Raw genomic sequence first — 24,793 nt, 5'->3', positions numbered from 1 at the left:
GAAGCAGACGGCCAGGTAGATCGGCAGCCACGGCAGGTCGAAGAACGCCGACGGGCCGGTGCCCGACAGGAACGCGCGGATCTGGTCGAGGTCGCGCAGCGGCAGCAGCCCGTCGCCGGGGGCGGCCCCCTTGAGCGGCGCGCGCACCACGAGGTCGAACACGCGGCCCGACAGCGCCTCGTCGAGCGCCGCCCCGACGCGGGCGAGGATGCGCGAGCGGATCGCCTCGAGCGCCCCCTGGAACGCGTACAGCGTCAGCGCCAGCGCCATCAGCCCGATCAGCGTCGGCACCGAACGGCTCGGGATCACCCGGTCGTAGACCTCCAGCATGAAGAACGAGCCGGTGAGGTACAGCACGTTCACCACGCCGCTCATCACCGCGACGCCGGCGAACGCCGTCCGGCAGGACGCCAGGGCCGAGCCGAGCTCTCCGGGATCCCGCGCACGCATCATGTTCCTGCCCCCGGCATGCATTCGTTCACTGTGTGCTTGCAACCGTACGTATATAATACGCGAATGGTGTTTCCTGTCTGTATACGCGCGCGCGATTTCTGAAAAGTGGCGGTATTCACCGAGATGCGCGTCCGATGTGCAAAGGTCGCGCCGCGCCTCCCGTCGCCTCCCGCAACGAGAACGGCCGCCGGACGGGGGTCCGGCGGCCGTTTCGGGATCGGGACGTTCGACCGGGGCTCGCCCGGCCGGGGTCGTCAGGGTTTCGGCGCGGGCGCCGGCATCGCCGGATCCGGCGTCGCCGCGGGCTGGGCCGGCACGCCGGCCGGCATGTCCGCCGAGGCGACGGGCCCGGCGAGCTCGGGATAAGCCTCGACCACGTGGGCGCCGTTGAGCGGCTTGTTGGCGCCGTTGTGGCAGGTGGCGCAGTTCATCTTCGGCACGTCGCCGAGCGGGCCGTGGCGGTTCGGCGGCAGCGTCTCGGAGAGCGGCAGCATGTAGTCCTCGTTCAGGTCGCGGACCATGCGGATGCCGTGCCAGGCGGCGACGCGGTTGGGCGTGCTCGTGCTCCAATCCGCCACCGAGCGGGTGTTGTGGCAGAAGGTGCAGTTCACGCCGAGCGACTGCGCCATGCTGATCATGATCGCGAAGGTCTTCTCCGCGTCCTGGATCGGCTTGCCCTTGGTCTCCGGCAGGGCCGAGGTGGCGTTGACGCGGATCGCGTCCTCGGGCGTGTTCTTGTGCGCGTAGAACGCCGCGTAGACGCCGTAGGGCAGCGAGGTCAGGCCGACCTGCGGGCTGGCGACGTTCTGCCCGTTGTTGCGCGGGATGACGCCGTGCCCCGCGTTCGGGCCGGGATTCTCGAACCAGATGTTCTTCGGCACCGGCTGGCCGCGGTGGCAGGTGTAGCAGGTGACGCCGGCCTCGTGGACGTGGTTCTCCTTCCAGGTCGAGTTGATGTGCTGGACCATCTGCAGCATCCGCCTGGCGACGCGCTTCTGGTACAGGCTGTCGTCGGCCATGTTCTCGGTGTTGTGGCAATAGGTGCAGCCCTGCTCCGGGGCGACCCACTCGGTCATCGAGGCCATCAGGCGGTTGAAGTTGTCGGCCGAGAGATCGCCGAGGACCTTGACGTTCTGGTAGACCGCCGAGGCCTTGTCGCCCCCGGGCTCGGCCGGGTCGGCCGGCGCGGGCGCCTGGTTGGCCTCGATCTTGGCGGCCTTGTTCGCCCGGGTCTCGATGACGTCCATCGCAGTGCCGCGGAACCCGGTCTGCTGCTGCGCCATCGGCGGGCGGGTCCAGCCGGCGGTGCCGAGCATGGCGATCGTGAGGAACAGCGCGGCGACCGCGCCGGCGACGGCGAGCAGGGTTCTCATGGGTGCACCGAGGGGGCGACGCTGGAGGGATCGACGATCGGGCCGTAGACCTGGGGATAGGACGGCGCGACCCCGTGCTTGACCGCCCAGAGGTACCAGTTGTCGACGACGGTGCCGGTCAGCAGGATGCCGATGCCGCCGGTCAGCGTCGTCAGCACCGCGAACCACCAGGCCCAGCGGTGGACCGATTCCATCGTGGCGTTGAAGCCCATGGTCCAGCGCCAGAACAGGGCGGCGCGCTCGGTGGCGGTGCCGCGGTCGACGATCTGGTCGATCTCGCGCTCGGCGCCGTAGCGCGAGCAGGCCAGGATGGTGCCCCCGTGCATCGCGAACAGCAGCGTCGACCCGTACAGGAAGACGATCGAGAGCATGTGGAACGGGTTGTAGAACAGGTTGCCGTAGCGCAGCGAGAACGCGGCGGTCCAATCGAGGTGCGGGAAGATGCCGAACGGCACCGCCTCGCTCCACGAGCCCATCATGATCGGGCGGATGAAGCCGAGCACGAGGTAGAGCCAGATCGCCGAGGCGAAGGCCCACGGCACGTGCTTGCCCAGGCCGAGCGCCGCGGCGCGGCGGTAGAGCCGGAGCCACCACAGCAGGATCGAGGCGGTGAGGAAGAAGCCGGCGATCAGCCACCAGCCTCCCTCGTTGAGCGGCGGCAGGATCCGGAGTCCGTATTGCGGGCGCGGCGGCTCGAGGGCGAGCCAGGGCAGCTGCCGCACGAACTGGATCGGGTCCCAGTTCACCGACGCCCACATGTTGAGGCCGATGATCTCGAAGGCGATCAGCCCGCAGGCGAAGGACAGCGCCCCGAGGTAGCCGATGTAGATCGGCCCGACCTGCGCGTTGCCGATCAGCCCCATCAGGTAGCTGTGGAACGGCTTGCCCCAGCGCGAATCGACGGCGACCGGGACGCCGTGCTCCGCCTCGATCGGCCGGATCTGCACCTGGGTGAGGATGTTCTGGTAGTACGCCATTGCCTGGGCCCTTTCCGGGAGCGTTCTTCAAGCGACGTGGTGGCCGTATCCGTCCCGCCCCCGGCCGCGCGACGATCGCGGCCGGGCGACTTCGCGGCTCAGCGCCAGACCGGCAGGTTCAGCCACCAGCCCCACCATTCCGGCCAGCCCTGCGTCCAGAACGGGCCGCTGATCACGATGCAGACCGCGCTCCAGAATCCCGCCGACAGGGCCAGGAACAGGCCGAGGCGGTGGATGCCGAGCGTGCCGATCGAGTAGCCGATCGTGTCGCGGAAGAAGGTGTCCTCGTGCTCGGGGCTCTTCACGGTCTCGCCCTTGGCCGGGTTCGTCGCCGAGAGGATCAGGCCGCCGTGCATCGCCAGAGCGAGCGTCGTGGTGAAGAAGAAGGTCACGGCGAGCATGTGCGCCGGATTGTAGTGGAAGTGCAGGTACTGGTAGCCGGTGTTCGACACCCAATCGAGGTGGCTGAGGATGCCGTACGGGAAGCCGTAGCCCCAGGCGCCCATCAGGAACGGGCGGACCACGACCAGGACGACGTAGGCGAAGATCGCGACCGCGAAGGCGAAGGGCACGTGGTAGCCGATGCCGAGCTTGCGGCAGATCTCGACCTCGCGCAGCGCCCAGGACGAGAACGCGCCGATGGCGCAGAACGTGATGATCTGCCAGAGGCCGCCCTCCTTCAGGGGGGCGAGCGCCAGCCCGTACTTGATGTCGGGCGGCGCGATGTTGATCTGCCAGATGTTCCAGGTCGGCCCGAGCGCCGCGCCGTAGATGATCAGCGCCGTGCCGAGCGCGCTGAAGAACAGCGTCGTGACCCCGAAGAAGCCGACGTAGAACGGCCCGACCCAGAAATCGAACAGGTCGCCGCCGACGAGGGTGCCGCCGCGGACGCGATACTTCTTCTCGAAACTCAGCATCGCCATGGCGAATAGCCTCCGGATGGGTCTGCGGCCGTCGGGCGCTCGGGCGGGCGGTCGTGCGAGCGGCCTTGCGGCAGCGCTCGGGTGTCGGGCGCAGCGGGCGGGAGGATCGGGGCTCCGGTCCGCTGCCTTCGGTGCGCGGCGTCTCGCGCGGCATGCCGGCCGGGCGGGAACCCGGCCGGTACGCCGCGGGGCCGGGTCACGCCGGGGTCGGCGCGACGATCCGGAGGGAGGCCGCCTTCGAGTCCTTGGCGCCCTCCAGCCAGTTGAACCGGCTGGTGCTGAGCAGGATGAAGTGGATCAGCAGCGCGAGGACGAAGAGGAAGGTGAACAGCGCCACCAGCGTGCGGCGGGGATCGAACAGGAGCCAGACCTTGTGCATGGTGTCCTCCCTTACGAGATCATCGAGACGAGGCCGTGGACGGCTTGGGCCCCGCCTTCGAGCATGGCGTAGCCCTTCGGCCCGGGCAGCCACGGGCGCCACATCCAGACCAGGATGTGCGCGACCACGGCGATCGCGGTGAAGATGATGAAGCTCGTCAGGAAGATCGCGTGGAACTCCTTGGCTTCGGGTTCCGTCAGCCCCGAGAGGCTGCTCGGTCGTTCGAGCGTTCCGGGATTGGCCATGGTTGAAGTACCTCCGTTTGGCTGACCGCGCGGCAGGGTCGCGCGGGGGTGAGCGCCGTGGCGGCGTTGGGTGCCACGACCGGACTTCCACCCGTTCTGCCCGGACGGAAGCGTCTCGAAGGGCTCGGCCGGCGCGAAGCGCGATCCGGCGCGGCTCGAAGGCGTCAGCCCATGAAGGCGTAGGGGATGGCCGAGACCGCCATGGCCTTGGCCTCGCCGAAGACCGAGCGGCGCTGGGCCGGGCGGCCCGGCTCGCGCGCGGGCATCACGCGCTGGGCGATCGCGGCGGCGAGGAAGAACGGGTAGGTCGCGCCGAGGATGACCTTGAACTGGACCTCCTCCTGGTGGAGCCGGGACGTCGCATCGATCGATCGGGCCATGGATGTCCTCCTGGGCGCTGGGGCCGGCGCAGGGCGCGGGCTCGGCGGGGTGCGGGCGGATTCGTCCGGCCGGAGCCGGGGCGAAGGGGTGTGGGCGGCAGGGCTCAGCAGGCTCGCGGACGCGCTCATGCGGCGACCCCGAGCTTCAGGGCGTCGTGGGCGGTCTCGACGTGCCCGGGTGCGACCTCGCCGGCGCCGTCGCGGCGGGCGCCGCGCTCGGCGGCATCGCGCAGGCGCTTGGCCATCGAGATCCGGACCAGGACCGGCTGGCGCTCGACATGCGCGTCGAGGAGCGCCCGCGCGGCCTCGTTCCACGGCAATTCGCGATGCATCCGCGCCGGCGTCGCCTCGACCGCATCCATGTCGCGGGCGAGCGGCAGGATGTGGAAGAGCATGTCGAACAGCGCGTTGCAGACTTCCTGCACGAGGTAGGTCGCGCCGGAATAGCCCATGAACGGCGTGCCGGTGTGCCGCCGGATGATCGCGCCGGGGAACGAGGCCGGCACGAACACCGCCCGGCAGCCGCTCTCGGCCGCGTACATCCGCTCGTTGAACGAGCCGAACAGCACCAGCGGCGGATTGTTCGCGATGGCCGCGCGCACGGCCGCGTTGTCGGGCTTGGCGCCGGGCTTTCGCGCGAAGGCGAAGGTGCAGGGCAGCCCCATCTCCTCCTCGAGGAAGTGGCGCACGCCGCGCGCGTAGGTGTCGGTCGCGACGATGCCGAAGCTCGCGGTGCCGAAAAAGTCCTGCGTCACCGAGCGCCACAGGTCCCAGACCGGCTTGATCGTGGTGTGCTTCTCGCGCTCGATGAACGGCTCGGGATCGAGGCCGAGGATCTCGCCGAGCGAGCGCAGGAACTTGGTGGTCGAGAGCACGCCGATCGGCGCCTGCAGGTAGGGCCGCTCCAGGTCCTCGCAGAGCAGGCGCCCGAACTCGCGGTAGAGGCAGACGTTGGCATCGGCATTGACGAGCTTGGGCACGTCGGCGAGATGCGAGCCCAGCGGGAAGACCAGGTTGATCTCGGCGCCGATCCCCTCGACCAGGCGCCGGATCTCGGCGAGGTCGGAGGGCATGTTGAAGGTGCCGTAGGCCGGCCCGATCAGGTTGACCCGCGGGCGCTCGCCCTCCTTGCGCGCGGGACGCGGCGGGATGCCCTTCTTGGCGAAGCGCTTGGCGCCGTATTCCTGCCAGAGCCAGCGCATCGCCCGGTCGGCGGTCTGCCACTGGTCCTCGTCGATGGTGCGCGGCAGGAAGCGCTGGATGTTGGTGCCCTCCGGCGTGACCCCGCCGCCGATCATCTCGGCGATCGAGCCGGTGACGACGACGCTGGGCTGGCCGGGATCGAGCACCGCATGCGCCCGCTTCATCGCGCCCTCGGTGCCGTGGCGGCCGAGCTCCTCCTCGCCGAGGCCCGTGACGACGATCGGAAGCTCGTGCGGCGGCAGCGCGTCGGTGTAGTGCAGCACCGAGGTGACCGGCAGGTTCTCGCAGCCGACGGGGCCGTCGATGATGACCTGCAGGCCCTTGATCGCCGTGAAGACGTAGACGGCACCCCAGTACCCGCCGGCGCGGTCGTGATCGAGGACGAGCATCAGGCCATCTCCCCGATAGGCGTGTTGTCCAGCAGGAGACCTTGGTCGTGCTTCTTCGGCGCGGGCGCCCGCGCCACGCTCTTGCGCAGCTGCGGCACCGCCTCCCAGACGCCGGCGGCGTGGCCGGTGCCGACGCCCTCGAAGAAGCCGCGCATCGCGTCGAAGCGGCCCTTGTTGCCGAGCGCGGCGTTGATCACCTTGGCGAGCGAGCCGGCGCCGGCGACGCCCATCAGCGGCCGTGCCGAGATCAGGTTGGTGAAGTACAGAGCCGGCGTGCCGGCCTCCTTGGCCTTCTGCACCACCGGCGTGGTGCCGACGGCGAGGTCGGGCCGGTATTCGCGCATCGCGGCGAGGTCGTCCTCGAGCGAGGCCCGGAACTTCACCTGGACGCCGCGGGCCTCGAGCCAGTCGCGGTCGGCCTCCGCCCAGGGCGTCCTCGGGCAGGCGGTGCCGACGTAGCGCAGGTCGGCGCCGCTTTCGATCAGCAGGCGCCCGACCAGCAGCTCCGAGCCCTCGTAGCCGGAGAGGGTGATGCGGCCCTGGATCGGGGCGGCGGCGAGCACGCCGCGGATCGGCGGCAGCAGGCGGTTCTTGGCGGCCTCGACCAGGCCGCGCGGGACGGCGCAGGCCTCGCCGATCCGGTCGAGCCAGTCCGCGGTGCCGTCGACGCCGACCGGCGCCGAGCCGACGATCGGCCGGCCGGCCGCCTCGAACTCGCGGATGCTCGCGGTGTAGAACGGGTGGATCGCCGCCACCGCCGCGCCGTCGAGCGCTGCGTAGAGCTCGCGCCATTCGCGGGTCGGGACCACGGGGCCGGCGGCGAGGCCAAGCGGCTCCAGCATCGCGCCGATCACCACGGGATCGGCGGGGAACATCTCGCCGAGCAGCGTCACCGTCGGGCGCTCGGAGCGGCCGGCGCGCGGCGCCTGGACCGGGCCCTGCTCAGCTTCCGTGCGCGCGAACCGCAGCATCGCGCCGGCGAGCACGTCCTTGGCCTCGGCATGGGTCGGCACCCCGAAGCCCGGCACGTCGATGCCGATGATGCGGACGCCGTCGATCTCCTTCGGCAGCAGGCGCAGCGGCACGCCCGAGGCCGTCGGCACGCAGAGGTTGATCACCACGACGGCGTCGTAATCGGCGGGCTTGGCCGTGAGGAACACCGCCTCGCGGATGTCCTCGAACAGCTTGCCGGTGACCAGCGTCTCCGAGTTGAACGGCACGTAGCCGACCGAGCGCTTGGCCCCGTAGAAGTGCGAGGTGAAGGTCAGCCCGTAGACGCAGCAGGCGGAGCCGGACAGGATCGTCGCGGCGCGCCGCATCCGCAGGCCGACTCGGAGCGAGCCGAAGGCCGGGCACATGCTCTGCGGCTGGTCGTGCGGCCCGACGGGGTAATCCTTGGCCAGCCGGTCCAGCGTCTCGCTCATGCCGGCCTCGGCGGCGGCGGCCCGCATCACGTCCTTGCCGGCATGGCAGCCGAGGCCGTCGCCCTTCGTCGCCGCCAGGTTCACGGCCGGCGCCTGCGCGGCGGCGAGCGTCGAGGCCGGGATTTCCCGGCGGGCGCGGAGCGCGGCGATGTCGAGGGTGACGGCCATGCGCCTCAAACCTCGTCGTAGACGACTTCGAGGGACGGCTTGGCGACGTGGGCGACGCCGCACATGTCCTCGAAGGTCGCCGGCACCAGCACCACGTCGCGGCCGGTGGTCTCGCTGGAGAACAGCCCGAGGAGGCCGTCCTGCGAAAGCGGCGTCGGGTGATTGGGCTTCGCCTCGGCGACGTTCTGGGCGAGATCGGCGAACAGCGAGCCCCAGCGCCCGTCGGGCCGGCCGATGATCTCGTAGTTCGCGCTCTTCCTGCGGATGTCGTCGTCGGCCGGGATCGAGGCCAGCACCGGGATGCCGACGGCGGCCGCGAAGGCCTGGGCCTCGCCGGTGTGGTCGTCCTTGTTGATCACCAGGCCGCCGACGCCGACGTTGCCGCCGAGCTTGCGGAAGTATTCGACCGCGGAGCAGACGTTGTTGGCGACGTAGAGCGACTGCAGGTCGTTCGAGCCGACGACGATGACCTTCTGGCACATGTCGCGGGCGATCGGCAGGCCGAAGCCGCCGCAGACCACGTCGCCGAGGAAGTCGAGCAGGACGTAGTCGAAGCCCCATTCGTGGAAGCCGAGCTTCTCCAAAAGCTCGAAGCCGTGGATGATGCCGCGGCCGCCGCAGCCGCGCCCGACCTCGGGGCCGCCGAGCTCCATCGCGTAGACGCCGTCGCGCTTGAAGCAGACGTCGCCGATCGCCACCGGCTCGCCGGCGAGCTTCTTCCGGGTCGAGGTCTCGATGATGGTCGGGCAGGCCTTGCCGCCGAACAGCAGCGAGGTGGTGTCGCTCTTCGGGTCGCAGCCGATGAGAAGGACCTTCTTGCCCTGCTGGGCCATCATGTAGCTGAGGTTGGCCAGGGTGAACGACTTGCCGATGCCGCCCTTGCCGTAGATCGCGATGATCTGCGTTTCCTTCTTCGCCGGCGCGGTCGCCACCGGATCCGGCTCGATGGCCGCTTCGGCGCGGAGCGCGGCGTTGGTCAGGTGCATGTTCATGCGTTCCTCCAGTCGAGGATCATCTTCAGGCACTCGGGCTCGCCGAAGGCCGTGCGATAGGCCTGCTCCGCCTCCGACGCCGGGCGCCGGTGGGTGATCAGGCCGTCGAGGGAGAGAGCGCCGCGTGCGACGAGCGCGCTCACCGCCGCGAGGTCGTGCGGCCGGAACTCGGCCGCGACCCGGATCCGGGCCTCGCGCAGGAAGGCCGGCGGGAAGGCGAAGGCGAGCGGCGCCTCGTAGAAGCCGGCGAGCACGATCTCGCCGCCGGAGCACAGCCGCCCGATCAGCGTGTCGAGGAGGCTCGCATCGCCGCTGACGTCGGTGATCGTCGCGTAGTCGCGGCGCTCGTCCTGATCGGGGTGGATGACGGGATAGCCGAATTCGCCCCGCGCCCGGACCGGATTGGTCTCCCACACCGTCGGCATCGCGCCGGACAGGGCGGTGAGCCGGGCCAGCAGGCGCCCGAGCACCCCGTGGCCGACGATCAGCGAGCGCTCGCCGGGGGCGTTGCTCGCCATCGCGTGGTAGGCGGTGGCGGCGAGCGCCAGCAGGATCGCCTTCTCGCCCAGGGCGGGGTCGACCGGCACCAGCTTCTCCGCCGGCACGATCAGGTGCGAGGCGGCGCCGCCGAACAGGCCGCGCACCGTGCCGAAGCAGCGCGCGCCCGGCACGAACACCGCTTGGCCGACGCTCAGGTCCGAGCCCGCGGGCGCCGATTCGACGGTGCCGACCGACTCGTAGCCCGGCACCAGCGGGTATCCCATGCCGGGGAAGCTCGGCATCCGCCCGGTCCAGAGCAGGCGCTCGGTGCCGGTGGAGATCCCGCTCCAGGTGACGGCGACCACCGCGTCGCCCTCTGCGGCCGGAGTCAGCGGCAGGCGGTTGAGCGCCAGCACCTCCGGTTTCTCGAGAACGACGGCGAGCGCGTCCATGTGCGGTGCCTCTTCCATCCCTGGCCCGACTCTCCTGGTCGGCCATCAGTCATCCTAGAATGACAACGCAAAGCGTCAAGCCAAATTTACACTTCGCCTCGTTTGCGGGCGACGACGAGGCGCGTCAGCAGGGAACGACGGGTCTTCACGCTGCGGATCGCGTCGAATCCGGCATCGCGAAGCATCGCGGTCAGCTCCTCGACGGTGCGGGCGCGGCCGCTGCCCATGGCGAGCAGGTAGAAGCCGAAATAGGCGTCGCCGATCGGCTCGGCCCCCCGCGTCCCGGCCATCGGCTCGGCGATGAGCAGCGTGCCGCCGGGGGGCAGCGCGTCGTGCGCCGCACGCAGCAGCACCGCGGCGCGGGCGTCGTCGTGGTCGTGGACGATCCGCACCAGCGAGATCGCGTCGGCGCCGCGCGGCAGCGGATCGGAGAAGAAGCTTCCGCCGCGGCAGGCGACCGTCAGGCCCGCCGCACCGAGGCGCGCCTCGGCCCGGGCGGTGACCGCCGGCAGGTCGAACAGCATCAGGTGCAGGCCGGGGTGGCGGGCCGCGGCGGCGGTGACGAAGGCGCCCTCCCCGCCACCGACATCCATCAGGCAGGCGTGCGATCCGAGCGGATAGGCGTCGAGCACGTCCTCGGCGATCAGCGCCTGCGAGGCCGCCATCAGGCGGCTGTAGCCGGCGACCGCCTCGGCCTCCGCGGCGTCCGGCTCGGCGGCCTTGGCGTAGGGCCAGTAACCCGAGAGTTGCGTCGGGGGTCCTTCGCCGCGCAGCAGCGCGACCGGGTCGGCGAGATCGGCGTAGAGCATGGCGTGATGCTTGATCATTGCCGCCACCGACGGGTTGCCGATCAGCGCCGCGCCGAGGTCGGCCAGCGCCCAGCGCGCGTCGGGCAGGCGGCCGATCAGGTCGAGGGAGGCGGCGGCCTTCAGGAGGCGCTCGGCCCGCTCCGGTGCGAGACGGAGGCGCTCGGCCAGCACGGCCGTCGCGAGCGGGCCGGGCTGCAGCGTGTGGAAAAGGTCGAGCCGGACGCAGGCGAGCAGCACCTGGGAGTAGGTGAACCCGGCGCAGAGGTCGAACAGCGCCCGGGTGTTCGTCCGCGCGATGCGGCGCGTCAGCGGAAACCCGGCGGCCCAACGCTGGAATGCGGGGCTCGCGACGCGGGCGATGCGGAAGGCGCGCCAGCGCTCGCGAAGGTTTCGAAACGCGAGCCACCCTCCCCCCGCCGAGGCGAGCGGGACGGCGCGGAGGTCGTTCTTCTCCCCGCCGGAGACGATGCCCACGCTGGTTTCCGCCGCCATGCCCCTCGCCTCAGGCGAATTCGTGGGCGAGGCTCGCGGGCAGGAAGAGCCGGGTCTGCGCGGCGATCTCGGCGCGCAGCGCGTCGGCGCCCGGGCAGGTCGGGATCACCTCGATCGCCTCCGCCGAGAGGCGCTTCAGCCGCTCGAGGGCGCCGCCCATGCCGAGGAGCAGGGCGGCGTTCGGCCGGCCGAGGGTGGCGTCGCGGCCGGCGGGCTTGCCGATCTCCTCCTGGCGGCAGGCGACGTCGCGCAGGTCGTCGGCGACCTGATAGGCCTCGCCGAGGCATTCCCCGAGGAGCCGCCACGGCAGCGGCGACGCGCCCGCCGCCGCCGCACCCGCCACCGTCGCGGCGGCGAACAGCGCACCGGTCTTGGCCTGCTGGTAGTTCGACAGCGCGACCTGCTCCTCCGATTCCCAGGCCTGGCCGGCGACGATGCCGACCGGCGAGCCGACCGCGCGGGCGACCAGCCCGACGAGCGCCGCGAGCCGATGCGGGTTCCTGGCCGCGCCCCGGGCCAACGTCTCGAACGCGAGCACGATCAGCGCGTCGCCGGTGAGCACCGCCAGCGGCTCGCCGAAGGCGACGTGCACGGTGGGCTTCTGCCGGCGGGTCTCGGCGTCGTCGAAGCAGGGCAGGTCGTCGTGGACGAGGGAGGCGCAGTGCAGCAGCTCGATCGCGGCGGCGGCGGACTCGGCGGCGGCCGGATCGTCGTCGCCGCAGGCGGCGGCCACCGCCAGGCAGAGCCGGGGCCGAATGCGATGGCCGCCCGGGAACACGGCGTAGCGGATCGCCTCGGCGAGCCGCGGTGGGGCGCCCGGCGCCTCGGCGTAGGCGACCGCGTTGTCCAGGGTCCGTTCGATGCGCTGGCCTGCGTCCACCGTGACCTCCAGTGTCAATTTGCTTTGACTTTTTGAAGTGTCATCTATGATTGACACTTGTCGCGGGTGAGATCAATGCCGGATCGTCGTGCGGCACGGGGGAACGATGGTGATCCAGCGGGTCGTGGTGATCGGGGGCGGCATCGGCGGGCTCGTCGCCGCCCTCCGGCTCGCCGTGGCCGGATGCGCGGTGACGCTGCTCGAGACCGCCGGCGTGCCCGGCGGCAAGATGCGCAGCGTGCCGGTCGGCGGCACCCGGATCGAGGCCGGCCCGACCGTGTTCACCATGCGCTGGATCCTCGACGAGATCTTCGCCGAGGCCGGTGCGGATCTGGGTGAGTGGGTCGCGCTGAGCCCCGCCCGCATTCTCGCCCGCCACGCCTGGAGCGCGTCCGAGCGGCTCGACCTGCTCGCCGACGTCGACGCCTCCGCCGACGCGATCGCCGCCTTCGCCGGCGCGCGCGAGGCCGAGGGCTACCGGCGCTTCTGCGCGCGGGCCGAGCAGGTGTTCCGCACCCTCGACGCGCCGTTCATCCGCGGCGCCCGGCCCGGACCCGTCGACCTCGCCCGTCGCGCCGGCCTGTCGGGGCTGGGCGACCTGTGGCGGATCCAGCCCTTCGCCACCCTGTGGGGGGCGCTCGGCGACTACTTCCGCGATCCGCGCCTGCGGCAGCTGTTTGCACGCTACGCCACCTATTGCGGCTCCTCGCCGTATCAGGCGCCGGCGACGCTGATGCTCGTCGCCCATGTCGAGCAGGCGGGCGTGTGGTCGATCGAGGGCGGCTTGAGCCGGCTCGCCGCGGCGGTCGCCGCGCTGGCGCGCGAGCGCGGCGCGACGATCCGCACCGGCGCGCACGTCGCGCGCATCCTGGTCTCGGGCGGTGCGGTCTCAGGCGTGGTCCTCGCCGACGGCGAGCGGATCGCGGCCGACGCGGTGGTGATGAACGGCGACGTCTCGGCGCTCGCCGCCGGGTTGCTCGGGCCCGCGGTGGTCGCCGCCGCCGATCCGGTGGCGCCGGCCGAGCGCTCGCTCTCGGCGATCACCTTCTGCCTAAACGCCCGCACCGCGGGCTTTCCGCTGGCGCACCACACCGTGTTCTTCGGACGCGACTACCGGGCCGAGTTCGACGCGATCCGCCGCGGGCGGCTGCCGCCCGACCCCACGACCTACGTCTGCGCGCAGGATCGGGCCGGCGACGCGATGCCGGACGGGCCCGAGCGCCTGCTCTGCCTCGTCAACGCGCCGGCCCGGGGCGAGCGCCCCTTCACCGATACGGAGATCGACGCATGCGAAACGACGATGCGGGCACGGCTGACGGCGTGCGGCCTGACGATCTCCGCCGCCGAGACGGCGGTCACCACGCCGGCCCGGTTCGGCACCCTGTTCCCGGCGACCGGGGGGGCGCTCTACGGCCGGGCCTCGCACGGCTGGAGCGCGACCTTCAAGCGGATGGGCGCGCGGACCCGGCTGCCGGGCCTGTACCTGGCGGGCGGCAGCGTCCATCCGGGGCCGGGGGTGCCGATGGCGGCGCAATCGGGGCGGATCGCGGCGGACACGCTGCTGGCGGATCGGCGGGCGGCGCGCCCCGCTTCGACACGCCGGTCGGCCGCGACGGCTATGTCTGGTGGTACGTCGACGCCCTGAGCGCGGACGGCACCCAGGGGCTGACCATCATCGCCTTGATCGGCAGCGTGTTCTCGCCCTACTACGCCTGGGACGCCACGCGGAACCCGTTCGAGCACTGCGCCGTCAACGTCGTCCTCTACGGCGCGCGCGAAAACCGCTTCTGCATGACCGAGCGCGGCAGCCGCGCCCTGTCGCGCGATGCGACGCAGATCCGGATCGGGCCGAGCGGCATGGCCTGGGACGGCACCTCGCTCACCATCACCCTCGACGAGACCACGGCGCCGGTCCCGTCGCGGGTCCGCGGCACGGTGAAGCTTTATCCCGGCGGGATCACGCCCGGGCCCTTCACCCTGGACGCGCGGGGCGCGCATCGCTGGTGGCCGATGGCGCCGTCCTCGCCCGTCGAGGTCGCGCTCGACGCGCCGTCCGTGCGCTGGTCCGGCACCGCCTACTTCGACACCAATCACGGCGACGAGCCGCTGGCCGAAGCCTTCACGAGCTGGACCTGGTGCCGGGCGGACCTCGGCGACGGCGCGGCGATCCTCTACGACGTGTGCCGCCGCGACGGCTCGGGCCAGAACCTCTCGCTCCGCTTCGACCGCACCGGCGCCCGCCGCGATCTCCGCCCGCCCCTCGCCGCGGCCTTGCCGCCGACGCGGATCTGGCGCGTGCCGCGCGCGACCCGCAGCGACGACGGGCGGGCGGAGGTGGTGCGGACCTTCGAGGACACGCCATTCTACTCCCGCTCGCTGCTCTCGGCCCGGCTCGCCGGCGAGACGGTGCGCCCGGTCCACGAGAGCCTGTCGCTCGACCGCTTCCGCAATCCGCTGGTGCGGCTGATGCTGCCGTTCCGGATGCCGCGGCGGGCGTGACGACCAGGCGTCACGCGCTCGTCCGAAGCGGGTCGCGATCGAGCCCGTCAGCCCAGCCGTTCGGCGATGTGGTCGGCGACGCGCAACGCGTTGGCGACGATCGTCAGCGTCGGGTTCACGGCGCCGATCGAGGGGAAGAAGCTCGCATCGGTGACGTAGAGGTTGTCGAGCTCGTGCGCCTTGCAGGTCAGGTCGAGTACGGACGCCTTCGGATCGGTGCCGAAGCGCAGCGTGCCGGCCTGATGCGCGGTCCCGCTCAGGGGGATGTTCTTGCCGAGATAGAGCGAGCGCTCGAACAGGTAGGTGTAGAGCCCGCCCGGACGGAGCAGGTCCTCGAGCTTGCCGCGCAGGCGGTCGTGCGCCTCGCGGTTGGTCTCGCGCACGTCGAGGATCACGCGGCCGTCATGGCCGAGCATCACCCGGTTGTCGGGATGCGGAAGGTCCTCGCTCTGCAGCCAGAAGTCCATCGAGTGGCGCGCCACCATCTCGAACGGGGCATTCGGCAGGAAGCCGGTCCATTTCGGAAACTCCTCGCCGCGGATCTGCTCCGGATGCGTCTTGGCGCACATCTGGATCAGGCCCATGGGAAATTCCCAGTCCTTCGACTCGAAGTAGAAGTCCGAGACCGCAAGCGTCTTCTGGAAGACGGTGTCGTTGACCTCCTTCGACAGGGCCATCAGCACCGACATGGTGTGGCGCATGTAGTTGCGCCCGACCTGGTCGGAGCCGTTGGCCAGCCCGTTCGGGTGGGCCGCGTTGGCCGAGCGCAGGAGCAGCAGCGCCGAGGACAGCGCGCCGCACGCGACGACGACGATGTCGGCGGAGTAGCGTTCCGCCCGGCCCTCGCGGGTGACGTTCACCGCCGTCACGGTGCGGCCCGACGGGTCGGTCTCGAGCGTCGAGACGTAGGCGTTGACGAGCAGCGTGACGTTGTCGTGCCGGGCCAGCGTCGGGTCGACGGTCATCACCTGCGCGTCGGCCTTGCCGTTGAGCAGGCACGGGAACCCGTCGAAGGCGTCGCAGCGGATGCAGATGCTGGTCGGCGTCGGCTTGCCGTTGCGCTCGTCGAGCTTGATGCCGAGCGGCAGGTGGAACGGGTTGAGGCCGACCTTTGCCCAGTCGTCCGACAGCTTCTGGATGCGCGGCTCGTGGCTGACCGGGGGATGGTCGTAGGGGCCGCTCGCCCACGGCTCGTTCGGATCCTCGCCGCGTTGCCCGTGCACGGCGAACAGCGCCTCCGCCTGCCCGTAATACGGCTCGAACTCGGCATAGGAGACCGGCCAGGCCGGCGAGAGGCCGTCCACGTGACGGACCTCGCCGAAATCGCGCTCGCGCATCCGCAGCAGCGCCGAGCCGTAGACCTTCGAGTTGCCGCCGACATAGTAGTGCAACGCCGGGCTGAACGTGCGGCCGTCGCCGCCGTACCAGGTCTCCTTCGCCTGGTAGGCGCCGTCGACGAAGACGGTCTTCGAATTCCAGTTGTCCTGCGAGCGCGGGAGGTAGTCGCCGCGCTCCAGCAGCAGGATGCGCTTGCCGGTCTTCGCCAGCCGCGACGTCAGCGAGCCGCCGCCGGGGCCCGAGCCGATCACGATGACGTCGTAATGGTCCTCTCGCATCGGTCGGCCTCGCACTGCAATACGCTGGAGAAAACGGGTTCGCCGGCCAACGGCACAAGCCTGGAGGCGTTCCAGGCTGGCCGGTCACGGCATCGTGCGCGCTGCGATGCAGCAAACGCACCCGCTTCCGCCGCCCGGCCCGGCAACTGCGGCGGGTGAGCGGCGTTGGGCCCTCGAGCACGAACGCCGCCCCTCCCCCCGTCTCGCCCCGGATCTCGCGATGCCCGTCACCCCAGGCCCCCGATGACGTGGCTCGATCTCGTCGCCGTGCCGCTCGCGGCCAAGCTCTGCCTCGTCTTCATGTTTCCGCTGAGCGCCTACGACAAGGTCGCGCACTGGGACGAGGCCATGGGGCAGGCGCGCTCCGGCCCGCTGCCTTTCCCGGCCCTGCTGCTCGTGCTCGGCATCCTCGTCGAGGCGGTGACGCCGGTTCTGATCGTGACCGGCATCTTCGATCGCGCGGCGGCCTTCCTCCTCGCCGGCTTCTGCGCCGTCACCGCGCTGATGTACCACCCATTCTGGCGGTTCCCGGACTTCTGGTCGAAGAACGGCGAGGGCCGTGCCCATTTCTGGGACTTCTTCAAGAACTTCGGCCTCGTCGGCGGGCTTCTGCTGGTGGTGATCGGCGGCGCCTACGCCCCGGCCTCCGAGGTCGTTCGGCACCCGCTCTCGAGCGGCCCGCAGGCCGCCCCGGCCCTGTCCGCCCCCGACAACCGTTGACGACCCTCTCTCGCAAGGAACCCGACATGGCCGATCAGCACGACGGCGGGCCGCCGCCCAGGATGCCGTACTGGCACGTCTACACCGACGCCGAGGGCGTGAGCCGGCAGGAACGGTTCGCGCTGTCGGCGTTCAAGTTCGAGGGCATCGACCCGCAGACCGCGCCGCAATGGAACGACAAGCAGGCGCCGTCGCAGGCCGGCGTCACCTTCACGGTGCTGCCGGTCGGCTGGGTCGGGCAATGGCACGAGAACCCGCGGCCGCAATGGATCGCCATCCTGTCGGGCCGCTGGTTCGTCGAGACCATGGACGGCACCCGCGTCGAGATGGGACCGGGCGATCTGATGATGGGCGAGGACCAGAACACCAAGGAGCGCGACGGACGGAAGGGGCATCTCTCCGGCACGGTCGGCGACGAGCCGTGCACGATGATCGTCACCGGCCTCGACGTGACGCCGACCGTGAACCAGCCCGGACGCTTCGAGTAGGCCCTCGCCGATGGATGGCTTCGAGATCACGCAGCCGCGGTTCGAGGCGTTCGTGCTGCCGAACGCGCCGCTGGAGATGCTCGCCGAGGGCTTCCGATGGTGCGAGGGCCCGGTCTGGTTCGGCGACCGCGACGAGCTCCTGTTCTCGGACCTGCCGAACGACCGCGTGATGCGCTGGAGCGAGTCCGGCGGCGTCTCGGTGTACCGCTCGGGCACCGGCTTCGAGAACGGGCACGCCCGCGACCGGCAGGGGCGCCTGCTCTCCTGCTCGCACCGCGACCGCCGGATCACCCGGACCGAGCTCGACGGCACGATCACCGCGCTGGTCGAGCGCTACCAGGGCCGACGCCTGAATTCCCCGAACGACGTCGTCTGCAAGTCGGACGGCACGATCTGGTTCAGCGACCCGCCCTACGGCATCCAGACCGACTACGAGGGCGGCAAGCAGGCCTCCGAGCTGCCCGCCAACGTCTACCGCTTCGACCCGCGCGACGGCTCGCTCGCGGTCGTGGCCGGCGACTTCGACGGGCCGAACGGGCTCGCCTTCTCGCCGGACGAGACGAAGCTCTACGTCGCCGAGAGCGGGCTGCAATTCGCCGAGGCGCCGAAGAAGTTCATCCGCGTCTTCGACGTCGCCGAGAATGGATCGCTCTCGGGCGGCGACGTCTTCCACACCGTCGAGCCGGGCTTCGCCGACGGCTTCCGCCTCGACGACGAAGGCTATCTCTGGTCGAGCGCCGGGGACGGCGTGCATTGCATCGATCCGCACGGCGAGCGCGTCGGCAAGATCCTGGTGCCCGCGACGGTCTCGAACCTCGCCTTCGGCGGCCGCAACGGCAGCCGGCTCTTTCTCTGCGCCTCGCACACCCTCTACGCGATCTACACCAACCGGCGTGGGGCGCGGCTCCTGTGAGCGCCCTGGTCCGATCGATCGCCGGGTTCGAGCGCACCGTCGCGGACCTGACGCGGACGGAGGCGTTTTATCGCGACGGCCTCGGGTTCTCGCGGGTCGGCCCGATCGAGCCGCTGCCGGCTGCGATCGGCGACGCCTACGGATCCCCCGGGGCGGTAGGCTCGCGCCTGACGATGCGGCTCGGCCGGCAGATCGTGGCGTTCCTGGCCTTCGATCCGCCGGGCGCGCCGTACCCGGACGCGCCCCGTGCCACCGATCCGGTCTTCCAGCATCTCGCGATCCCCGTCCGCGCGATGGAGGCCGCGTTCGGGCAGCTCTCGCGCCTGTCGCCGACCGCCGTCAGCGTCGGCGGCCCGCAGGACCTGCCCAAGACGTCGGGCGGCGTGACGGCCTACAAGTTCCGCGATCCCGACGGGCACCCGTTGGAGCTGATCGCCTTCCCCGGCGGCCCCGCCGCCGAGCGCTGGCAGGCCGCGCCCGGCCTGTTCCTCGGCATCGACCACTCGGCGATCACCGTGACGAGCCTCGAGGCCGCGCTCGCCTTCCACGCGGCGCTGCTCGGCTTCCGCGTGGCGCAGCGAGGTCTGAACGCGGGCGAGGCGCAGGCGCGCCTCGACGGCGTCCCCGACCCCGTCGTCGACGTCCTCGGCCTGGAACCCGGCGGCCCTGCGACGCCGCATCTGGAGCTGCTGCACTACCGCCAGCCCGCGACGGAGAAACCGACCCCGGCGCCCTTCGGTCCGCGCGACCGGGCGACGACGCGGCTCGTCCTCGAGACCGCCGACGTCGTCAAAGCCGTCGCGGCGATCCGGCAGGCCGGCCACCCGGTGCGGCTTTCGGCCGACGGCAGCACCGCCTACGCCGAGGGACCCGACGGGCATGGGCTGCGGCTCGTCGGTCCAGACGGCGGCGCGCGCCGATAAACGGCCTCGCATCGCGGCGCGCGGCTCGATCCTTTTGTGCAACTCCAGATCGTGGCAATAGCCATCCATCGCCGCCGGTCGCCGCCTCGGGTGCCGGAGGGCCGCCCCGATCCGGAGACCTGCATGACCCGTATTCCACTCCTCCGACGCGCCCTGGCGGGCGGCCTCATGCTCGCCGGTCTGGCCGGCACGCCGGTCTCGGCCGAGGACGGCACCACCGCCGAGCAGACCGTCGACGCGATGAACACGCTCTGGGGGCAGCATCCGGGCATGCGGGCGAACCACGCCAAGGGGACCGTCGTGGAAGGACGCTTCACGCCGAGCGCCGAGGCGGCCAAGCTCAGCAAGGCGTCGGTCTTCGCCGGTGCCGCCGTGCCGGTCACCGCCCGCTTCTCGGACGCCACCGGCCTCCCGACGATCGCAGACGGCGCGGCCAACGCCAACCCGCACGGGCTCTCGCTCAAGTTCAAGCTCGCCGACGGCAGCGAGATGGACGTCGTCACCAACAGCCTGAAGTACTTCCCCGTCGCCACCGGCGAGGAGTTCCGCGACCTGCTCGTCGCGATCGCGAAGAGCGGGAAGGATGCCGGAAAGCCGACGCCGGCCGAGACCTTCGTCGCGAGCCACCCGGCCGCGGGCAAGGCCGGCGCCACCGCCCGGACCCCGACGAGCCTGGCGCGCCAGACCTACAACGGCGTCAACGCCTTCATCCTCGTCGACGCGAGCGGCAAGCGGCAGGCCTTCCGCTACCGCATCGTGCCGGTCGAGGGCGAGGAGCTGCTCGGGTCCGAGGAGGCCGCCAAGCAGGCGCCGGACCACCTGATGAGCGAGATCCGCACGCGGCTCGGCAAGGCGCCGGTCTCCTACAAGGTGCTGGCCCAGCTCGCGGAGCCCGGCGACCGGACCGACGACGCGACCCAGCCGTGGCCGGAGGAGCGCCGCCTGGTCGAGATGGGCACCCTGACGCTGACCAAGCCCGTCGCCGACAGCGCGAGCGCCGAGAAGGCGCTGCTGTTCCTGCCGAACGCCCTCACCGACGGGATCGAGGTCTCGGACGATCCCCTGATCGACGCGCGGGTCCAGGCCTACGCGGTCTCGTTCGGGCGGCGCTCGCAGTGACGGCCGGGCGCGTCGCGCGTCTCACCAGATGCGGGTGACGCGCCCGTCGAAGACGGCATCGGCCGAGATCAGCGGCATCGCGCGGATCGGCGCCGTTGCCGCCGGCAGACGGTCGAACGGGTCGCAATGCGACCAATCCATCGTGCTGGCCATGAGGCAGATCTCACCCGTCAGCGCAGAAGTTCTGCCGCCTTGCTGGAGGAGGAGGTCGGCGAGGCTGTCGGCGAAGGGGGCCATGTCAGGCCATTTGCCGAGGCGCACCTTCTGACCGATTTCAAAGAAGGTGATCGGGCTCACATAAACCGTCGCGGCCGCAGATATGCTTTGCCGCGCCGCAAGGGAGAGGCGACGATCGTTGGTGAGCGACCAAGCCCAGGCATGCGTGTCCAGGAGAAGGCTTCCGCTCAACGCCCACCCTCCCACAGGTCGAGCGCGTCGGCGTCCATCGGTTCGAGGAAGTCGGGACCCGGACCTGTCACGCGACCTTCCAGAAGACCGATCTTGAACGTGGTCTTCGGGATGGCGACCAATCGGACGACGGGCTCGCTTCCACGGGCGATGATGACCTCCTCGCCACGCAGAGCTGCTTCGATCAGCTTGGACAGCTGAGTCTTGGCCGCATGGACGGTTATCTGCATCGCACATTCCCAACTATAAGACGGCACGATCTTAGCTAAGTCGACTAGGTTCGCTAGGGAGGCAGGCAGTGCCTCCTCGCCATCGGGCCCGAGGCCTGAGCAAGGACCGATGCCCAGGCTTGACGCCTCCCGGGGCCCACGTCCAATGCCGGCGTTTCCACGGGAGGTCCCGATGCTCTTCGCCCTGCCCTTCCCGGCCATCGATCCGGTCGCCGTCGCGATCGGGCCGATCACCATCAAGTGGTACGCGCTGGCCTACATTGCCGGGCTGATCGGCGGCTGGTTCTACGCGCGCCGCCTGGTGATGGCCGACCGCTACTGGGGCGTGGTGCGGCGCCCGACCACCGCCGACATCGACGACATGATCGTGTGGGTGGCGCTGGGCGTCGTCCTCGGCGGGCGCATCGGCTACGTGCTGTTCTACAATCTGCCGATGTATCTCGACGACCCGATCGAGATCCTGGCGATCCGCAACGGTGGGATGTCGTTCCACGGCGGCTTCCTCGGGGCGATCCTGGCGATGCTGCTGTTCGCGCGCTCGCGAAAGCTCGGCGGCTACACGCTCCTCGATCTGGCCGCCGTGGTCGTGCCGATCGGGCTGTTCTTCGGCCGCATCGCCAACTTCGTGAACGGCGAGCTGTGGGGCCGGGTCGCGCCCGACTTCGCCTATGCCGTCGTCTTCCCCACCGGCGGCCCGCTGCCGCGCCATCCGAGCCAGCTCTACGAAGCCGCGACCGAGGGGCTGCTGCTGTTCATCGTCATGGCGCTCGCGGTAAACCGCTTCGGTTTCCGCAAGCCGGGCCTCCTCGGCGGCATCTTCGTGCTCGGCTATGCCGTCGCGCGGACCGTCTGCGAGCTGTTCCGCGAGCCCGACCGCCAGCTCGGCTACCTGTTCGGCGACCATCTCGGGCCGCTCGGCGGCGGCGTGACCATGGGCATGCTGCTCTGCGTGCCGATGGCCGTGGTCGGGCTGGTCTTCATCGTGCTCGCCGCCCGCGGCGTCACGCGGCCGCGCCATCCCGTCGAGGCCGCCGCGCTGCAGACGGAGACGGCGCGGTGAGGACGTGAGCCCCACGCCCCTTGGCGCCGAGATCGCCGCCCTGATCCGCGAGACCGGGCCGATCGGGATCGACCGCTACATGGCGCTCTGCCTCGGCCATCCGGTGCACGGCTACTACCGCACCCGCGACCCGCTCGGCCCGCGGGGCGACTTCACCACCGCGCCCGAGATCAGCCAGATGTTCGGCGAGCTCGTCGGGGTGTGGATCGCCTCGGTCTGGGCCGCGATGGCGGCGCCGGCCCCGCTGCGCCTGGTGGAGCTCGGCCCCGGCCGCGGCACGCTGATGGCCGACGCGCTGCGGGCGCTGCGCACCGTGGCGCCGACGGCGACGATCGACCTCCACCTCGTCGAGACCAGCCCGGTGCTGCGGGCGGCGCAAGAGGCGACGCTCGGGGCGGCGACGCCGACCTGGCACGCGGACGTCGCCTCGGTGCCGCCCGGCCCGGCGATCGTCGTCGCCAACGAATTCTTCGATTGCCTCCCCGTGCGCCAGTTCGTGCGGACGGCGCGCGGCTGGTGCGAGCGCCTGGTCGGCCTCGCGGACGGCGCCCTCGCCTTCGGCCTCGCGCCCGACCCGACGGTCGCGATCACCGCCGCGGCGGCCGAGGGGGCGGTGATGACCCTGCCCGCCCCCGCCCTCGACCTGGCGCGAACCCTGGCGCAACGCGTCCGCGACCAGGGCGGAGCCTTGCTCGTCGTCGATTACGGCCATGTCCGGCCGGGCTTCGGCGACACGCTCCAAGCGATCGCCGGGCATCGCTTCGTCGGGCCGCTCGACGCGCCGGGCAAGGCCGACCTCACCGTGCATGTCGACTTTCCGGCCCTGGCGCGCGCGGCCGCCGAGGCGGGGGCGGCGATCCACGGCCCCGTCGATCAGCGCGCCTTCCTCGATGCGCTGGGTCTTCCCGCCCGCGCGGCCCGGCTGAAGGCGCGCGCGACGCCGGCCCAGGCCGAGGCGATCGCGGCCGCGTCGCTCCGGCTCACCGATCCGGCCCCCGGCGGGATGGGAAGCCTGTTCAAGGCGATGGCGATCACCCAGCCGACCCTTCCGCCGCCGCCGGGATTCGCGCACGGCTGAGGGCGGCGCGGGTGCCATCGTCACCGCCGGCGCCTTCGGTTATCGACGGGCGGACGTGATCCCGCATCGCGGGCGCGAAGTCTCGCCAGGAGCCGCCATGCCAGGAGCCGCCATGTTCGTCGAAGCGCCGGAACTCAGCTCGCATTCGGGCATCCGCCACGCCTTCTTCACCCGGCAGGGCGGCGTTTCCGACGGGCTCTACGCCTCCCTCAACGGCGGGCTCGGCTCGCAGGACAGGCCCGAGGCCGTCGCCGAGAACCGAGCGCGGATGTGCGCGCAGCTCGGGCTGCCGGCGGATCGGCTAGTCAGCCTCTACCAGGTGCATTCCGCGCAGGCCGTCGTGGTCGAGGCGCCGTTCGTCCCGTCGGAGCGCCCGAAGGCCGACGCCATGGTGACGCGGGTTCCGGGCCTCGCCCTCGGGATCGCCACCGCCGATTGCGGCCCGATCCTGTTCGCCGATCCCGAGAACGGCGTCGTCGGCGCCGCCCACGCGGGATGGAAGGGCGCGCTGACCGGCGTGGTCGAGGCCACGGTCGCCGCGATGGAAGGGCTCGGCGCCCGCCGCTCGGCGATCGTCGCGGTGCTCGGCCCGACGATCGCGCAGGGCGCCTACGAGGTGGGCACGGATTTCATGACGCGCTTCCGGGACGAGGCGCCGGGATCGGATCGGTTCTTCGCGGCCGGCACGCGGCCCGACCATGCGCAGTTCGACCTGCCGGGCTTCGTGCTCTCCCGCCTGGAGCAGGCGGAGATCGGAGAAGCCGCCATCCTCGGCCTGTGCACCTATTCCGACCCGGATCGCTTCTACAGCTACCGCCGGACCACGCACCGCGCCGAGGCGGATTACGGCCGGCTGATCTCGGCGATCGCGCTGACGCCGTAGGCGGGTTCCATCGAAGGAACCGCATGCGACAATCTGTCCAGAGGCGGGACGCCAAAAAAGCGTGGCCGAAAGTGAACCTTGACCATTCGCGTGTGTTTATCGGGACAGGTACCAAGGCAACAACGGCGGGGCGCCACAAAGGGGCCGTCTTCAGGACGGTCGGCGTTACCGCGATGCAACAGCATCCTTGGAGCCATTGACTTAAAGACGGGCAATCGGTGCCGGACGGGCCAAAAGGCCGGCGGCACCAGATGGAATGAGGACCAGACCATGAAATCCATGCTTCGGGGCGTCACCGCCCTCGCCGGCATCGCGCTCGCCGGCTCCGCCTTCGCCGCCGACCTTCCGCGTCGCGCCCCGCCGCCGGTGTTCACCCCGGTTCCGGTGTTCACCTGGACGGGCGCCTACTTCGGTATCAACGCCGGCTACGGCTTCGATGCCAACGACAACCGCGGCGCCACCGTCGTCGGCGTCTCGCCGCAGAACGCGATCTTCGCCGGCCCGGCCGGTGGTAACCGCGCTGGCGTGCTCGCCTTCGGCGGCAGCCGCGGCAACGACGGCTTCACCGGCGGTGGCCAGGTCGGCTACAACTACCAGTTCACCCCGGGCTCGGGCGTCGTGATCGGCATCGAGGCCGACGCGCAGTACGTCGACTTCGGCCAGAACCGCAACCGCTTCTCGTCGGCCACCGTCGCTGGCGGCGGCATCCTGCCCGGCAACCTGATCTACAACCCGTCGGGCCTCTCCAGCCTCGACTACTTCGGCACCGTGCGCGGTCGCCTCGGCTACGCCTTCGACCGCACCCTCGTGTACGGCACCGGCGGCTTCGCCTACGGC

26 protein-coding genes and 1 pseudogene are annotated in these 24,793 nt (G+C 71.2%); 11 read left to right on the top strand and 16 right to left on the bottom strand.

The features are described 5' to 3' along the window. From MKK70_RS15005 to MKK70_RS14945, 13 genes and pseudogenes are all read right to left on the bottom strand, one after another. A pseudogene (locus MKK70_RS15005) lies at positions 1-453 on the bottom strand (type I secretion system permease/ATPase); the annotation flags it as partial. A gap of 254 nt (positions 454-707) precedes the next feature. Then, entirely contained in the window at positions 708-1,826 is a 1,119-nt protein-coding gene (gene pufC, locus MKK70_RS15000) for a photosynthetic reaction center cytochrome PufC (RefSeq protein WP_243938562.1), read from the bottom strand. Next, positions 1,823-2,803: a photosynthetic reaction center subunit M gene (gene pufM, locus MKK70_RS14995; RefSeq protein ID WP_147729316.1), complete on the bottom strand. Its 981-nt coding sequence runs from the start codon at positions 2,801-2,803 to the stop codon at positions 1,823-1,825. Before pufM ends, pufC begins: the two co-directional genes overlap by 4 nt. A gap of 98 nt (positions 2,804-2,901) precedes the next feature. Continuing rightward, positions 2,902-3,726 carry a photosynthetic reaction center subunit L gene (pufL, locus tag MKK70_RS14990; protein WP_147729315.1) on the bottom strand — a complete coding sequence of 275 codons (825 nt, stop codon included), beginning with the start codon at positions 3,724-3,726 and terminating at the stop codon, positions 2,902-2,904. A gap of 196 nt (positions 3,727-3,922) precedes the next feature. Further along, entirely contained in the window at positions 3,923-4,105 is a 183-nt protein-coding gene (pufA, locus tag MKK70_RS14985; RefSeq protein ID WP_243948681.1) for a light-harvesting antenna LH1, alpha subunit, read from the bottom strand. An 11-nt stretch (positions 4,106-4,116) separates the two neighbouring features. Beyond that, positions 4,117-4,350: a light-harvesting antenna LH1, beta subunit gene (gene pufB, locus MKK70_RS14980; RefSeq protein WP_147730005.1), complete on the bottom strand. Its 234-nt coding sequence runs from the start codon at positions 4,348-4,350 to the stop codon at positions 4,117-4,119. A gap of 164 nt (positions 4,351-4,514) precedes the next feature. Continuing rightward, positions 4,515-4,730, bottom strand: coding sequence for a hypothetical protein (locus MKK70_RS14975; protein WP_147730004.1), 216 nt, complete (start codon positions 4,728-4,730; stop codon positions 4,515-4,517). A 125-nt stretch (positions 4,731-4,855) separates the two neighbouring features. Further along, positions 4,856-6,322: a chlorophyllide a reductase subunit Z gene (bchZ, locus tag MKK70_RS14970; RefSeq protein ID WP_243938560.1), complete on the bottom strand. Its 1,467-nt coding sequence runs from the start codon at positions 6,320-6,322 to the stop codon at positions 4,856-4,858. Continuing rightward, on the bottom strand, positions 6,322-7,914 hold the full coding sequence (gene bchY / locus MKK70_RS14965; protein WP_243948679.1) for a chlorophyllide a reductase subunit Y: 1,593 nt from the start codon (positions 7,912-7,914) through the stop codon (positions 6,322-6,324). The genes bchZ and bchY overlap by 1 nt, the downstream gene beginning before the upstream one ends. Positions 7,915-7,919: 5 nt before the next feature. Further along, entirely contained in the window at positions 7,920-8,906 is a 987-nt protein-coding gene (locus tag MKK70_RS14960; protein WP_147843837.1) for a chlorophyllide a reductase iron protein subunit X, read from the bottom strand. Next, positions 8,903-9,838, bottom strand: a complete 936-nt coding sequence (gene bchC, locus MKK70_RS14955) for a chlorophyll synthesis pathway protein BchC (RefSeq protein ID WP_147843839.1) — start codon at positions 9,836-9,838, stop codon at positions 8,903-8,905. The genes MKK70_RS14960 and bchC overlap by 4 nt, the downstream gene beginning before the upstream one ends. Before the next feature lie 86 nt (positions 9,839-9,924). After that, the gene (locus tag MKK70_RS14950) at positions 9,925-11,139 is read right to left on the bottom strand and encodes a methyltransferase (protein ID WP_147843838.1); all 1,215 of its coding nucleotides are present in this window, start codon (positions 11,137-11,139) and stop codon (positions 9,925-9,927) included. A gap of 10 nt (positions 11,140-11,149) precedes the next feature. Then, positions 11,150-12,019, bottom strand: coding sequence for a polyprenyl synthetase family protein (locus MKK70_RS14945; protein ID WP_243948677.1), 870 nt, complete (start codon positions 12,017-12,019; stop codon positions 11,150-11,152). Positions 12,020-12,125: 106 nt separating this feature from the next. On the opposite strand from MKK70_RS14945, the gene crtD reads away from it, so the two are divergent. Beyond that, positions 12,126-13,664, top strand: coding sequence for a 1-hydroxycarotenoid 3,4-desaturase CrtD (crtD, locus tag MKK70_RS14940; RefSeq protein ID WP_243948685.1), 1,539 nt, complete (start codon positions 12,126-12,128; stop codon positions 13,662-13,664). After that, positions 13,661-14,518, top strand: a complete 858-nt coding sequence (locus tag MKK70_RS14935) for a carotenoid 1,2-hydratase (protein ID WP_243948683.1) — start codon at positions 13,661-13,663, stop codon at positions 14,516-14,518. The genes crtD and MKK70_RS14935 overlap by 4 nt, the downstream gene beginning before the upstream one ends. Positions 14,519-14,565: 47 nt before the next feature. Here the strand turns inward: MKK70_RS14935 and MKK70_RS14930 are convergent, their stop codons facing one another. After that, positions 14,566-16,134 carry a GMC oxidoreductase gene (locus MKK70_RS14930; protein WP_243948675.1) on the bottom strand — a complete coding sequence of 523 codons (1,569 nt, stop codon included), beginning with the start codon at positions 16,132-16,134 and terminating at the stop codon, positions 14,566-14,568. Between the two features lie 243 nt (positions 16,135-16,377). Here MKK70_RS14930 and MKK70_RS14925 point away from each other — a divergent pair, with 243 nt between their 5' ends. The 5 genes from MKK70_RS14925 (at position 16,378) to MKK70_RS14905 (ending at position 20,297) form a co-directional block, all read left to right on the top strand. Then, complete coding sequence (locus MKK70_RS14925) at positions 16,378-16,854, top strand: DoxX family protein (protein WP_243948673.1); 477 nt, start codon at positions 16,378-16,380, stop codon at positions 16,852-16,854. Between the two features lie 26 nt (positions 16,855-16,880). Beyond that, positions 16,881-17,342, top strand: a complete 462-nt coding sequence (locus MKK70_RS14920; RefSeq protein ID WP_243948672.1) for a cupin domain-containing protein — start codon at positions 16,881-16,883, stop codon at positions 17,340-17,342. Between the two features lie 10 nt (positions 17,343-17,352). Further along, positions 17,353-18,255: an SMP-30/gluconolactonase/LRE family protein gene (locus MKK70_RS14915; protein ID WP_243948670.1), complete on the top strand. Its 903-nt coding sequence runs from the start codon at positions 17,353-17,355 to the stop codon at positions 18,253-18,255. Continuing rightward, positions 18,252-19,178 (top strand): VOC family protein, encoded by a 927-nt coding sequence (locus tag MKK70_RS14910; protein ID WP_243948668.1) that lies wholly within the window; start codon positions 18,252-18,254, stop codon positions 19,176-19,178. The genes MKK70_RS14915 and MKK70_RS14910 overlap by 4 nt, the downstream gene beginning before the upstream one ends. Positions 19,179-19,301: 123 nt before the next feature. Beyond that, complete coding sequence (locus MKK70_RS14905; RefSeq protein WP_243936688.1) at positions 19,302-20,297, top strand: catalase family peroxidase; 996 nt, start codon at positions 19,302-19,304, stop codon at positions 20,295-20,297. Positions 20,298-20,318: 21 nt separating this feature from the next. Here the strand turns inward: MKK70_RS14905 and MKK70_RS14900 are convergent, their stop codons facing one another. Then, entirely contained in the window at positions 20,319-20,705 is a 387-nt protein-coding gene (locus tag MKK70_RS14900; RefSeq protein ID WP_243948667.1) for a type II toxin-antitoxin system VapC family toxin, read from the bottom strand. After that, positions 20,702-20,935 carry a type II toxin-antitoxin system Phd/YefM family antitoxin gene (locus MKK70_RS14895; protein WP_147727367.1) on the bottom strand — a complete coding sequence of 78 codons (234 nt, stop codon included), beginning with the start codon at positions 20,933-20,935 and terminating at the stop codon, positions 20,702-20,704. Before MKK70_RS14895 ends, MKK70_RS14900 begins: the two co-directional genes overlap by 4 nt. Positions 20,936-21,107: 172 nt before the next feature. Here MKK70_RS14895 and lgt point away from each other — a divergent pair, with 172 nt between their 5' ends. The 4 genes from lgt to MKK70_RS14875 form a co-directional block, all read left to right on the top strand. Further along, positions 21,108-21,995 (top strand): prolipoprotein diacylglyceryl transferase, encoded by an 888-nt coding sequence (lgt, locus tag MKK70_RS14890; RefSeq protein WP_244028036.1) that lies wholly within the window; start codon positions 21,108-21,110, stop codon positions 21,993-21,995. 4 nt (positions 21,996-21,999) lie between these two features. Next, positions 22,000-23,073: a class I SAM-dependent methyltransferase gene (locus tag MKK70_RS14885; RefSeq protein ID WP_243948666.1), complete on the top strand. Its 1,074-nt coding sequence runs from the start codon at positions 22,000-22,002 to the stop codon at positions 23,071-23,073. A 112-nt stretch (positions 23,074-23,185) separates the two neighbouring features. Further along, entirely contained in the window at positions 23,186-23,956 is a 771-nt protein-coding gene (gene pgeF / locus MKK70_RS14880) for a peptidoglycan editing factor PgeF (RefSeq protein WP_147844663.1), read from the top strand. A gap of 270 nt (positions 23,957-24,226) precedes the next feature. After that, positions 24,227-24,793: outer membrane protein (locus MKK70_RS14875; protein WP_409568279.1), on the top strand; the 567-nt coding region annotated here is incomplete at its 3' end.

The organism is Methylobacterium sp. E-041 (assembly GCF_022829665.1).
GTDB lineage: Bacteria > Pseudomonadota > Alphaproteobacteria > Rhizobiales > Beijerinckiaceae > Methylobacterium.
The sequence above is the reverse complement of the archived record's forward strand: the minus strand, read 5'-3'. Positions and strand labels throughout refer to the sequence as shown.